Raw genomic sequence first — 11,621 nt, 5'->3', positions numbered from 1 at the left:
GGCCGCCCGGGGGCGCGCGCATCCCGCAGCCCCACGGCGTTGTCCCGCTGTCCTCACGCGGCCGGCCGGCGCCGCCCTCGCACCCCGGCGCACGCCGCATCCGCCGATCGGGCAGCCGGGCGGGGGCAACGCACCCTCGTGGTGCGGGCTGTTGAGGCCCGGGACCGGGAAGGGAACAGGCACACGCCTTTGAACGAATGTCGGACATGGGCGGTTTGCGTTGGCCGTTTCCCTTCGGCTACTGTCCAGGCTCTCTGGACGAATCGTCCAGAGAGGTTGGACGGCGGGGTCGGCGCGTGCCTGCGCGGTCCCCGGGGGTGCCGGCCGCCCGGGGTGACCGACCGGGCGGCCGGGGTCCGTGCGACGCACGTCGCGCCCGCGGTGCGGCTCCTTTGACCGCCGGCGGCCCGGTGGCCGGCAGCGCCGGGCGGGCCGGCGGGGAGCAGACGGCTGCGCCCGGCCCGGCTTTCGCGTTCGCCTCCGTCCCTTTCCCTGACGTCCTTTCACGAAAGGCTCACCCCATGAACAACGACCGGCTCGAGGCCGAGACCGCCGAACTGCTGCCCGGCCGCGAGGCGCTGGGCAGGTTCTCGTTCAACTTCACCAGGATGACCACCGTCTCGAAGAAGATCGCGCACGTGGACGCCCACAACGAGTCGATGGCGGTGAACCAGAACGCGCCGTTCGCGCTCGCCCAGTCCCAGGCCTCCCAGGCCATCAGCGTCCGGCAGTAGCCCGGCGGGCCGGCGCAGGGGCACCCCCGGGCGGGCGTGCCCCTGCGGCGCCGCGGGGATCCGGGCTCACCCGGCATGCCGGGTGAGCGTGCAGGTTGCGGGCGGCCAGTCTCTGCGGCGCCCGGCAGTTGGGCAGGCTCGCTCCGTGGGCGGGCCGGTCCGCGAACGCCGGGCGGACGGCAGCCCGGGGTGTTTGCCGGCAGCACGCCGGCGGGGTGCACCGGCCCCCGCACGCATCCCTCCGCCCGTCCATGACCTCAAGCGGCACGAACAAGTGGGTTCACGTGAGCAGTCCACACCCCCAGGGCCTGCGTACCCGCGCAGAACAACTGCTGCGGGCAGGGCACCCGGTGAAGGAGGTGGCGCGGCAACTCGGCATCCCCGTGCAGACCGTCTACCGCTGGCGGCGCTCGGGTGCGCCGGCCTCGGACCTGGCCCGCGCCCGCGCCCGCATCGACGAACTGGAGAGGGAAGTCCTGCTGTGCCGCGACGTCATCGCCACGATGCGGCAGTTGATGCCCCCAAAAGACGGTACGAGGTGATCCACCGCATGGTGCCGCAGGGCTCTTCGCCGCGCCGGATCGCCGCACTCCTGGGCGTCTCCCCCTCCGGGTACTACGCCTGGCGCGCACGCGGCCCCTCGCCCCACGCGCTGCGCCGCGCCTGGCTGACCCGCCTGATCCGCGACATCCACCAGGCCTCCAACTCCACCTACGGATACCGCAGGGTGCGGCAGGAACTCTTCGACCACTACGGCCTGAAGGTCGGCCACACCACCGTGGAGCACCTCATGAAGGAGGCCGGGCTGCGCGGGCAGGCAGGACGCCGGCACGCACCGGGCATGCGGGAGGGCGCCCGCACCCCCGGCTCGCGCTGGATCGTCGACGTGCTCGCCTTCACCACGCCCGAAGGCGCGCTGCATGCGGCCGTCGTCCTGGATGCCGCATCCGGCCGCCTGATCGGCTACAGCACCGCCACGACAGCACACCGCGCCCTCGTCCACCACGCCCTCGCGGCCGCCCTCGCCCGCGCCGCCCGCACCCGACCGGCCGCCGCCCACGGCGCGCACGAGGCCCTGCCGGCCTGCTCCTTCACCGAGCGGGCCGGCTCGCTCAGCTGCGGCCCCGTACGCAAAGGGGCCGGCGACCGCTACGACCATGCGGTCGCCGACGCCTTCGGGCACACCCTGCGCCGCGCACTGGGCGCCTGCTGCCGGCCGGGCCCCCACGTGCTCGAGGACCGGCTGCGCACCCTCCTCGACAACTTCACCCGGCAGACCTGAAAAGGGCCGTCCACCCGGCCGGCCCCCTTTCCACCAAGGCGGATCACATTGGACACGACACCACCTCTGCCCGCCACCGGCGGCCCCCAAGCCGGCCCCCGAGCCGGCCTCCACACCAGGCAGGACACCTCCACCGCCCACGCTCACCGGCTGCGCCTGTACGGTGCCCTGGACCGGGTGTGCGTTCCCCTGGCCGCCGCCGACGTCCAGGCCGTCTTCGCACTGGCCGAACTCGACTGCTCCACCGTGCACGCCGTCATCGACTGGATCGAGGCGGCACGCACGCTGCCTTGCTCGGCAAAAGTGACGGCCCCCACGGTGCGCGGCAGACGCTCGCCGTGACTACCGGGTGCCGTCCGCCTGCAGCAACGACTCCACCAGGACGGCCACGTGCCGGCGATCCGTCGGGCTGAGCTTGTGCACGCTCGCAATCAGGATCGCCACCTCGGGATCCGCCGCCTCGGGCGCATCCTGCAGATACAGGTTGACGCCCGCCGCCTCGGCGGCGGCTCGCTGCACCGGCCCCACCGGGATGCCCAACCCCCTGGCCAGGCCCTCCACCGTGGTCTGCTGCGGCATCTGCGCCAGCCGCGCCGACGTCGCCAGATGATGGACCGTCGAACGGGAGATGCCACCGCGGCGCGCCACATCGCTGTAGGACCAGCCGTTCTGATCCAACTTGCGCCTGATCATTTCCTGCAGTGAGTTGGGCACGCCGGTTCTTCCTGTGAAGAGGGAGCCACCGCCTGTCACCGAGTCTAACGGCCCTGCCGCCAGGGCGTTCTGCACCTTCTTCTCCACCCCCGCCCTGCGCTACCCTGCCCCCGGCCACGCGGCTCCGCCCCCACCCGCGAACCAGCACGGCCGGCCGCCGCGCACGCACGAGCACATCCGCCAAGACCACCGCCCCGCCACCAGCCGCGCCGGGCACCCGCGCCATGCCCCCGGCACCCGGCCGGCCGCCCTGCCCGCCACGCACCGCGGCAACCGGCGAAACCCCCTGCGGCGTCGCACCGCCGGCCCTCCTGCGAGGTCGGCCCTGCTCACACCGCAGCGCCGCACGGCAGGCGATGGCCGCCCCACCGCACCAGGCGCGTCGGCTGCGGGCTAGGTGAAGTGCACCAGTATGCGGCCGGTGTTGCCCGGATCGGTCTCCCGGCGCACGTACAGCTTTTGGATGTGCTTCTGGTCGAGGAAGGCCATCACGCGCCGGTTAAGCTGCCCCGACCCCTTTCCCGGAATGATCTCGGCGACCGGGTCCCCGGAGCGGGCGGCCGCGAAGATGAACCGGCGCAGGGCGAGCTCGATGTCGCGGTTGTTCCGGAAGATCGGATGCAGATCCAGGCTGAGCACGACGACTCCTCTCCTGCGCGGCCGCGGCCCTCGAGCCCAACCGGTGCGTGCAGCGATGACAGGCGATGACAGCAAGTCTGACGCGTGCACCCGGATGCCGGACATCGCGGGCAGCGACTTCTGGCTGTGTTCACGAGTTCCGGTTCTGGCTCAACTTCCGTGCTGAGTGACGCTCCGTTACGGCTGAACATCGAAGAGAGCAATGGAAGGGGGTGGCGGGGCAAGCACTGCGCGAAGGCGCGTCAGTATGGCTCGCCACTGCTTCCAGTCCTCCGGGTTGCGTCCTGGGAAGTGGTGTACGGGTTCCCACCTGATCCGGGTGTTCGGCCTGGCGTCGGAGTGAGTGCCCGGATATGAGAACGGCCACCGGCTGATCTTCGAGTTGTCGAAGCTCGAAGGAGATCAGCACGATGACCGCACCCGACAGTCTGTCCCTGCACGCCCTCGCCGAGGAGAACCTCGCCGCGGCGAGTCCCGATCTGCTGCGCGCGATGATCAAGACATTCGCCGACGCCCTCATGTCCGCCGAGGCTGACGCCCTCTGCAACGCCGAATACGGGCAGGTCAGCGACGAACGCGTCAACCACCGCAACGGCTACCGCCCACGCGAGTGGGACACCCGCGCCGGGAGCGGGTGGCCTCCGCTTGGCCATCGCTCGTGAGATTCGGCCACGGAGACCCTACAGCTGCCGTCTTCGTCCTGCGGAACGGATCGTGAGTGCGGCTCCCGGCGTGGGGGTACGTTCGGAGCGCGCAGCCTGGTGGCCGCCAGGAGGTCGTGCGAGAGAGGTCGTGTTCGGTCAGGCGTCCTGTGCTGCGAAGCCGTGGCGCCACGTCTCATGTTCGAGTTGCCATCCTCTGGACCGGGCCAGGGCATTGGACGCCCCCCGTGCCCAGTTCTGCCGCCCTGAAGTGGCTTCGGGGGCAGGGACGCCCAGGGCTTCGCTCAGGACGGGCAGCCACTGGCGACCCTGGGCCGGCTCGTTGTCCACGATGTTGACAGGGCCCGAGGGCCAGTCGAGGGCAGCGACGGTGGCTCTTGCAGCGTCGGCGACGTGGACGAATGACGTGACGGAGCGGTCCGCCTCGAGGTATGCGAGCAGACGGGCGGTCGGGTCACCTGCCAGGGCCGCGGCGACTGCGCCGCCCGGCGCGTACCAGGTGCCGGGGCCGTACAGGATGCCGTATCGCAACGCCACGGCAGTCTCCAGCTGAGCGGCGGTTTCCTCCAGCGCGCGGATGCCGTCCACCATGCCTCCTCGCGGCTGCGCTGCCCCAATGTCGAGCGGGACGGTCTCGTCCGCCGGTGTTTCTCCCGGCGCGTACGCCCAAGACATTGATTGAGCGACGATCTTTCGCACCCCGGCGGCCCTGGCTGCGTCGACCAGGTTGCGTGTCCCCTCCCGACGCAGCCGGTTGGTCGCTTCTCCGTCTGCGTCCGACAGGGCGGTGAGCTGATGAATCACTGCGTCAGGTGCGGACTCGGTCATCACCTGCAGCAGACGGTCTGCGTCGAATACGTCGGCTTGGACGGCTGAGGCGCCTTGGCGTCGCACGCGCTCGGCTCCTGTGGGCGTCCGGGAGAGTCCTGTGACGTGATGTCCGGCGTCCAGTAGCAGCGGGACGAGCAGTCGGCCGACCGCTCCGGTGGCGCCGGCAATCAAAATGCGCATGGGAATCACTCCTTCACTCGGTAAGAGAATCGGTCTTCGAGGAGACGCGATTCAAGGGGAGGTGTGGATATTATGAATGGCTATGGATTATGGCTTAGATCTTTGATCCCCTCGTGCTTTGATTCGGGTGGTTTTTCACGCGCCGACCGCTAGTTGTTGATCAGCCCAGACGAGTTTGCCGTCCGGGATGTGGCGGGTTCCCCATCTGCGCGCCAGTTCGGTGACGAGGTGGAGGCCGCGGCCGTGCTCCTCGGCGGCTCCGGGGTGGCGCAGTTGTGGGTGGCTGTGGCTGACGTCGGAGACTTCGCAGGTCAGCATCTCGTGCCGGATGAGTCGCAGGCCGATGGTGCGGCTGCTGATGCAGTCGCCGTTGCCGTGGATGATGGCGTTGGTGACCAGTTCGCTGACTATCAGTTCCGTGGACTCTGCGAGGTGTTCGAGTTTCCATTGGGTCAGTTGGCGCGTGGCCAGGGCCCGGGCCCGGGCGACGGCAGCAGGCGTGCTCGGGAGCCGCCAGGAGGCGATCTGGCCTGGGCTGAAGGAGCGAGTCCGTGCCAGGAGGAGCGTCACATCGTCGCTCGGCGTTTTGGTCGGCAGTGTGTCCACCGCGGACGAGCACAGGTCCTCGAGCGTGAGGCCGGGTTGTGCGAGCGCAGCGCGCAAGCGGTTCATGCCGTCGCTGACATCCTGGTCGCGGGCCTCGATCAGTCCGTCGGTATAGAGGGCGAGCACGCTTGCCTCGGGCAATTCCAGGGTCACGGATTCGAAGGGGACCAGACCGAGGCCCAGTGGAGCGCCGGCAGGCAGGTCGGGGAAGGTGACGCTGCCGTGCGGGTCGATGATCGCGGGTGGCGGGTGGCCGGCCCGTGCGATGGTGCAGCACCGGGTGACCGGGTCGTAGACGGCGTAGAGGCACGTGGCAGCCATCGCGGGCTCGGCCGGCTGCCCGGGGCCGGCTTTCGTCTCGATGAGGTGGGTGATCTGCTCGTCAAGGCGGGCAAGCAGCTCGTCAGGGGGCATGTCCATGTCGGCGAGGGTCCGCACAGCGGTGCGGAGTTGGCCCATCTTCGCCGCCGCGCTGATGCCGTGCCCGACCACGTCGCCGACGACCAGGGCGACCCGGGCGCTGGACAGCGGGATGACGTCGAACCAGTCACCGCCGATGCCATGATGGCTGTCGGCCGGCAGATAGCGCCAGGCCACGTCGGCGGCCGATCCGCCTGAGACATGGTGCGGGAGCAGGAGACGCTGCAGGACGAGAGCCGCAGAGCGTTCGCGCGTGTATTGGCGCGCGTTGTCGAGGGCCAGTGCGGACCAGCTCACAAGTTCCTCGGCCAGGAGCAGGTCATCCTCCTCGAATGGCCTCGGGTTCTTCGTCCGCACGAAGACCGCCACGCCCAGTACGGCGCCTCGGGCGTGAATCGGGATGACCATCAACGAGTGCATGGTGTGTTCGCGGATCTTTTGCGCGCGCCCTGCGTCGTGGTGACCGGGCCATGTGCCGCGGTATGTGTCCAGTACGGGCTCGAAGTGGGACTTTCCGGAGCGCAGGACGCCGGTGAACGGCGAAGTGGGTGGGACGAACACCGGCTCTCCCCGAGCGAACAGGGATTCCGGCTCTCCGGGGTGGATCGAAGCCAGTCCCGCCCTGCGGAAGACGGGAATGTGTCCGTCTTGTGGAGCGATGTGGGCCAGGGGCTCCTCGCCGAGCGGGACGGACTCCGCCAGGTCGACGGTGACGTAGTCCGCGAGGAGCGGTACGGCGAGGTCGGCGAGTTCCTGCCCCGTCTGCATGACGTCCAGGGTGGTGCCGATACGCTTCCTGGCCTCGCCCAGCAACGCCAGCCGTTCTCGCGCCCGGCCGCTTTCGAGGCCGTCCACGCTTACGGCGCATACACCCAGCGCGTGACCTTGGGCATCGTCGAGGCGGAAGAAGGAGGTGGTCAACGTCCGGTGGTTGTGCCCATGCGCCGGCATGCGGGGTCGGCAGTCCACGTTCAGCGCCGGGCTGCCGCTCTTCAGTACGTGGTGCATCACCGCCTCGAGGGTTTCGGCATCAGCCCCGAGCGCCGCCTCCGTCAGCCGACGGCCCAGCCGCTGGTGAAGGGGGATGCCGTCCTTTGAGGCCTGGATCTCGTCCACCCACATGCAGCGCAGTCGCGTATCACGTACGACGACGCCGACCGGCGGGCGGCTTGGCAGCGGTAGTGCGCCCGGGAGTGACACCGCCCCCGTACCCTCGGCCGCACGCGGGGGGAGTACGGCTTGGTCGGTTGCCCAGACCAGCCACGAGGACAGGCCGTCCCTTCCGGACAGTGATGACACGCACAGGCTCACATCGATGCTGTGACCGTCGCGGTGGCGGACTTGCGCATGCTCGAACCCGCGGCCCCCCAGCGTGTTCTGGTGCCCAGGCCGCGAAGGCTGCACTTGGTCGGTAGCGGGCACCAGCAGAATGCTGACGCTCTGGCCCACCACCTCCGCGGCCGAGTAGCCGACGAGCCGCTGAGCGACCCGCGACCATCCCACAACCGTCCCCTCTCCGTCGAGGAGGGCCATCGGAACGTCGGCTGCCTCAAAGGTCGGCTGGCCTTCTGAGACTGCCGTTCCTACGGAGTGGTTCATCGGGTCTCCCTTTTGCCCCCAGGTGATGCGGTCTCCCCGGCTGTGCAGTGGTCCAGGTCCATCACTGGGCTGGAACCCCGTCCGAGCCGATGCAGTTGGTGGGAGGACCGTCGGTTCACACCCTCAACAGCGATACCGCTCTCTGGCGACGACGGCCTGCTTGCCGGCATCCGCGTTGTGTGCGGCTGCGGCCGGCACCGGCTGAGAACGTGGTGCAGCCAGGTCCCCAAGGCCGCTCCCAGGACCGGGGCGATCAGGTAGATCCACAGATCGGTGCTCTGCCCGGCCAGTGCGGCAGGACCGAACTCGCGGGCGGGGTTGATCGAGCCACCGCTGCGGGGGCCCAGGACAGCGATCACCAGGGCGACGGACAGCCCGATGACGTACGGCACCAGGCGTGCAGTGCGGGCATGGGCCATGGCGAACCCGACGGCAACGATGATGATCGCCATGCTGCCCGCCTCGGCCACGAAGACGGACGCGGGCTGCCACGCGGGTGCCGGCACGATGGCGGCATAGTCCACCGACGGCAGCGAGACGGCAGATCCCCACACCAGACGCGCCAGACCCGTCCCCGCCGCGGAACCGGCACATTGAGCCAGCACGTAGGGCACGACGCCGCGCCCGGGGAAGGCGCCCATGAGCCACAGGGAGACCGTCACGGCGGGATTCATGTGGCCCCCACTGCGCCGGCCGGGCGGGCTGAGGATCAGCCCGGTGAGGATGGTCCCGCTGAGGACGCCGATGACAGCGAGCGCGACGTCGAGGTCGCCGACGCACACGGCGGAGTCCGGGTCACGCAGCCACCGGACGACCGTCACCGCCAGGAACAGCAGGACGGTGGCGAGTACGAACTCGTCGACGGCACGCGCCAACCGCAGCCGGCGGGACAGCGAAGTGACGGTACTCACCGAAAGCTCCTGGCGTTGGTTTCGTGCGAGACGGGATGAAGCCGGCCTACGGCCGGAACGGCGGGGCCCGGTCGTTCCGAGCCCCGTTCGGGCCTGTCACCCGGCGGGGGTGTAGTGGCCGGCGACGAGGCGGGTGGAGACGCCGAAGCGGTTCCACGCGTTGATGGTGGTGATCGCGACGACGAGGCGGGCCAGTTCGGTCTCGTCGAACTCGTCGGCGGCCCTGGCGTAGACCTCGTCGGGGACGAAGCCGTCGGTGAGGACGGTGATCGCCTCGGTCAGTTCGATCGCCGCGATTTCCCTGGCCGTGTAGAAGTGCTTGGACTCCCGCCATGCGTCGAGTTGGATGATTCGCTCGGCGGTTTCACCTGCCGCGAGGGCGTCCTTGCTGTGCATGTCGAGGCAGTAGGCGCAGTGATTGATCTGCGAGGCGCGGATCTTGACCAGGTCCAGCAGAGCGGGGTCCAGGCCGTGCCTGGCTGCCGCGTCGAGGCGGATCATGGCCTTGAAGGCCTCCGGGTGGAGCTTGGCCCAGTCCAGGCGCGGTGTGTGTTCGACCGGACGCTCCGTACCTGCGGGTGCTTCGATGGTGTTCATGCCTTCAACGCTACGTACCATCTGGCACCGGAGTAGGGTCCATTGTCATGGCAGAACCCGGGACCAATTCTGGTGACTCATCCCCCGTATCGGGTACCGACCTGCACCTGGAACTGCGCGGACCAGGCTTGCGCGTCGGGCTGACAAACGCACTGCGGGAAGCCGTACGGACGGGGCGGCTCACGCCCGGCACCCGGCTGCCCCCTTCACGCTCACTCGCCGCCGACCTCGGTGTCTCCCGGCACACCGTCACCGACGCCTACGCCGAACTCGTCGCCGAGGGCTGGTTCACCGCCCAGCAAGGATCCGGGACCCGCGTGGCCGAGCGAGTGGAGCCGCGACGTGCCACGGCCGCCGCGCCCCGCACGAAACCGGCCCCACGCCGTCCCAGGTACGAGATGCGGGTTGGTGCCCCGAACCTCGCGAGCTTTCCCCGCACACCATGGCTCACCGCTTCGCGCCGCGCTCTGACCGCGGCACCGCACGACGCCTTCGGCTACGGAGACGCCCTTGGCCGAGTGGAGCTCCGCACTGCCCTCGCGGACTATCTGGCACGAGCCCGCGGTGTCCACGCCGAGCCGGACCGGATCGTCATCTGCTCCGGCTTCCACCACGGGCTGACCCTGATGGCGCAGGTACTCAAGACGCGGCAGGTCCGGGCGGTAGCCGTTGAGGCCTACGGCCTCGACCTCTATCGCGACTTGCTGACCCGCGCCGGCCTTCGCACCCCACCTGTCCACGTCGACGAACACGGCGCGCGCACCGAAGACTTGACGCACGTGCCCGAGATCGGCGCGGTGCTTCTGACCCCCGCGCATCAGCACCCGACAGGCGGCGCACTACGCCCGGACCGGCGCGCCGCAGCTGTCGACTGGGCGCGAGCCGCCGACGGGCTGATCCTGGAGGACGACTACGACGGCGAATTCAGGTACGACCGACAGCCGGTGGGAGCCCTGCAGGGCCTGGACCCGGACCGAGTGGTGTACTTCGGCTCGGTGAGCAAGTCGCTGGCGCCAGGCGTGCGGCTCGGCTGGATGGTCCTCCCTGAGGAACTGGTCCCCCAGATCGCCGCGGCCAAGGGCCACGGCGACTACATGTCGAGTGCGCTGGAGCAGCTGACGCTCGCAGAGTTCATCACATCAGGTGCGTACGACCGTCATGTGCGCTCGATGCGACTGCGCTACCGGCGCCGCCGCGACCAACTGGTCACAGCCCTGGCGCAGAGAGCGCCGCACGTCCGCGTGGCCGGCATCGCAGCCGGATTGCAAGCGGTCGTGGAACTCCCGCACGGAACCGAGCGCTCGGTCGTCCAGGCGGCGACCCGCCAGGGCCTCGCGGTCAGCGGCCTTGCAGAGTTCCGCCACGAAGCGACGGATCTGGAAAGGCAGTTGCCCGAACAGGACGCCCTTGTGGTGAACTACGCGGCTCCCTCGGACAGCGCGTGGGCGGGCGCACTGGACACCCTGTGCAGGGTGATGCCGTAGGCGGGACCGCAGGGCCGTGGCTGTGTCACCAGGCCGACGCCGGGTCCCGAGCTGCCGCCGGGCCACTGGGCCGGAACGCGGCAGTCGCCTCACCGCCTGCCGGCCCACTCTTCCAGGTAAGTGAAGGCGTCGACGGGCGAGGCGGCAGGGAAGAACAGTTCGGCCAGGGGCAGCGGCAGGAAGCCCTCCTCCTCCATCCGTCGGAGTTGCAGCGTCAGGCCGTCGTAGAAGCCGTCCGTGTTCAGCAGCACCACCGGCTTGTCGTGCAGTCCGTGCTTGCGCAGCTCCAGGATTTCGGTCACCTCGTCCAACGTGCCGAGGCCGCCGGCCATCACCACCAGTGCATCCGCTTCGGCGAGCAGTACGGCCTTCCGTTCGGCGAGATCCTTGGCGAACACCATCTCGTCGGCATCAGTCCTGGCCCACTTGCGCAGAAAGCTGACCGAGACCCCGACGAGCCGCCCCCCGCTCTGCCGGACTCCATCGGCGACGACCTTCATCAGCCCGGTATCGGATCCGCCCCACACCAACGTGTGGCCCCCCTTGCCCATCAGCTCCGCGAACTCGCGAGCCGGCTGGGTGTAGCGCTTGTCGAGGTCGGCGGCAGAGAGGAAAACACAGATATTCATGGTGGTGGGGGTTGCAGCGATCACGATCTCGACCGTATGCGCTCGACTACACATGAGCCAGGGCCAATGACGAAGACAAAGAGGGGACCAATCCCGGCCGCCGACCGTGACCTGTGGTCGACGCCTCACAGTACTGCCGGGCCGACCTGCGCAAGCCCGTTGCATCGTCTGCCGCGCCTTTCTCCGTACCTTGCTCCCTTGAGGAAGAGCGGCTGACGGGCGGGGATGCGCGCGGTCGTTCTGTGTCCTGGGACAGGTCGTCGCGCGCCCGATGTCCAAGACGCTCGGCGAGCACACCCGTGAACGCGGGGTGTTCCGGCCGTGCAGCGCTAA

General features: G+C 69.6%; 12 protein-coding genes and 1 pseudogene. 6 read left to right on the top strand and 7 right to left on the bottom strand.

Features of this window, described 5'->3' with window-relative positions; genetic code table 11:
- The first annotated feature begins 521 nt into the window (after nt 1-521).
- The 4 genes from ACLU3S_RS32430 (at nt 522) to ACLU3S_RS32415 (ending at nt 2,358) form a co-directional block, all read left to right on the top strand.
- Nucleotides 522-734: a hypothetical protein gene (locus ACLU3S_RS32430; RefSeq protein ID WP_413955553.1), complete on the top strand. Its 213-nt coding sequence runs from the start codon at nt 522-524 to the stop codon at nt 732-734.
- Between the two features lie 284 nt (nt 735-1,018).
- Nucleotides 1,019-1,276 carry a helix-turn-helix domain-containing protein gene (locus tag ACLU3S_RS32425; RefSeq protein ID WP_413955552.1) on the top strand — a complete coding sequence of 86 codons (258 nt, stop codon included), beginning with the start codon at nt 1,019-1,021 and terminating at the stop codon, nt 1,274-1,276.
- An 8-nt stretch (nt 1,277-1,284) separates the two neighbouring features.
- Entirely contained in the window at nt 1,285-2,016 is a 732-nt protein-coding gene (locus ACLU3S_RS32420; RefSeq protein ID WP_413955551.1) for an IS3 family transposase, read from the top strand.
- A 48-nt stretch (nt 2,017-2,064) separates the two neighbouring features.
- Nucleotides 2,065-2,358: a hypothetical protein gene (locus ACLU3S_RS32415; RefSeq protein ID WP_413955550.1), complete on the top strand. Its 294-nt coding sequence runs from the start codon at nt 2,065-2,067 to the stop codon at nt 2,356-2,358.
- Here ACLU3S_RS32415 and ACLU3S_RS32410 read toward each other — a convergent pair whose 3' ends face one another.
- Both ACLU3S_RS32410 and ACLU3S_RS32405 read right to left on the bottom strand, forming a co-directional pair.
- Nucleotides 2,359-2,730 carry a helix-turn-helix domain-containing protein gene (locus ACLU3S_RS32410; RefSeq protein WP_413955549.1) on the bottom strand — a complete coding sequence of 124 codons (372 nt, stop codon included), beginning with the start codon at nt 2,728-2,730 and terminating at the stop codon, nt 2,359-2,361.
- Nucleotides 2,731-3,123: 393 nt separating this feature from the next.
- A complete protein-coding gene (locus tag ACLU3S_RS32405) occupies nt 3,124-3,369 on the bottom strand; it encodes a Smr/MutS family protein (RefSeq protein ID WP_413955548.1) in 246 nt (81 codons plus the stop codon).
- 410 nt (nt 3,370-3,779) lie between these two features.
- Between ACLU3S_RS32405 and ACLU3S_RS32400 the strand changes: the two are divergent.
- A pseudogene (locus ACLU3S_RS32400) lies at nt 3,780-4,001 on the top strand (transposase); the annotation flags it as partial.
- Nucleotides 4,002-4,169: 168 nt separating this feature from the next.
- On the opposite strand, the gene ACLU3S_RS32395 reads toward ACLU3S_RS32400, so the two are convergent.
- The 4 genes from ACLU3S_RS32395 to ACLU3S_RS32380 form a co-directional block, all read right to left on the bottom strand.
- Nucleotides 4,170-5,042, bottom strand: a complete 873-nt coding sequence (locus tag ACLU3S_RS32395; protein ID WP_413955547.1) for an NAD-dependent epimerase/dehydratase family protein — start codon at nt 5,040-5,042, stop codon at nt 4,170-4,172.
- A 135-nt stretch (nt 5,043-5,177) separates the two neighbouring features.
- A complete protein-coding gene (locus ACLU3S_RS32390; protein WP_413955546.1) occupies nt 5,178-7,667 on the bottom strand; it encodes a SpoIIE family protein phosphatase in 2,490 nt (829 codons plus the stop codon).
- Complete coding sequence (locus ACLU3S_RS32385) at nt 7,664-8,578, bottom strand: MIP/aquaporin family protein (RefSeq protein ID WP_413955545.1); 915 nt, start codon at nt 8,576-8,578, stop codon at nt 7,664-7,666. Before ACLU3S_RS32385 ends, ACLU3S_RS32390 begins: the two co-directional genes overlap by 4 nt.
- Nucleotides 8,579-8,674: 96 nt before the next feature.
- Nucleotides 8,675-9,175, bottom strand: a complete 501-nt coding sequence (locus ACLU3S_RS32380; RefSeq protein ID WP_413955544.1) for a carboxymuconolactone decarboxylase family protein — start codon at nt 9,173-9,175, stop codon at nt 8,675-8,677.
- 47 nt (nt 9,176-9,222) lie between these two features.
- On the opposite strand from ACLU3S_RS32380, the gene ACLU3S_RS32375 reads away from it, so the two are divergent.
- Complete coding sequence (locus ACLU3S_RS32375; RefSeq protein WP_413955543.1) at nt 9,223-10,659, top strand: PLP-dependent aminotransferase family protein; 1,437 nt, start codon at nt 9,223-9,225, stop codon at nt 10,657-10,659.
- Nucleotides 10,660-10,748: 89 nt separating this feature from the next.
- On the opposite strand, the gene ACLU3S_RS32370 is transcribed toward ACLU3S_RS32375, so the two are convergent.
- Nucleotides 10,749-11,288, bottom strand: coding sequence for a TIGR00730 family Rossman fold protein (locus ACLU3S_RS32370; protein ID WP_413955554.1), 540 nt, complete (start codon nt 11,286-11,288; stop codon nt 10,749-10,751).
- Nucleotides 11,289-11,621 lie beyond the last annotated feature (333 nt).

Source organism: Streptomyces sp. AF1A, from assembly GCF_047340315.1.
In the GTDB taxonomy this organism is placed as follows: Bacteria; Actinomycetota; Actinomycetes; order Streptomycetales; family Streptomycetaceae; genus Streptomyces.
The sequence above is the reverse complement of the archived record's forward strand: the minus strand, read 5'-3'. Positions and strand labels throughout refer to the sequence as shown.

Bases quoted from the DNA above. Each gene is read 5' to 3' on its own strand.
- ACLU3S_RS32395 (WP_413955547.1), bottom strand. From the start codon at position 5,042: ATGCGCATTTTGATTGCCGGCGCCACCGGAGCGGTCGGCCGACTGCTC.
- ACLU3S_RS32420 (WP_413955551.1), top strand. From the start codon at position 1,285: ATGGTGCCGCAGGGCTCTTCGCCGCGCCGGATCGCCGCACTCCTGGGC.
- ACLU3S_RS32380 (WP_413955544.1), bottom strand. From the start codon at position 9,175: ATGAACACCATCGAAGCACCCGCAGGTACGGAGCGTCCGGTCGAACAC.
- ACLU3S_RS32390 (WP_413955546.1), bottom strand. From the start codon at position 7,667: ATGAACCACTCCGTAGGAACGGCAGTCTCAGAAGGCCAGCCGACCTTT.
- ACLU3S_RS32370 (WP_413955554.1), bottom strand. From the start codon at position 11,288: ATGAATATCTGTGTTTTCCTCTCTGCCGCCGACCTCGACAAGCGCTAC.
- ACLU3S_RS32430 (WP_413955553.1), top strand. From the start codon at position 522: ATGAACAACGACCGGCTCGAGGCCGAGACCGCCGAACTGCTGCCCGGC.
- ACLU3S_RS32375 (WP_413955543.1), top strand. From the start codon at position 9,223: ATGGCAGAACCCGGGACCAATTCTGGTGACTCATCCCCCGTATCGGGT.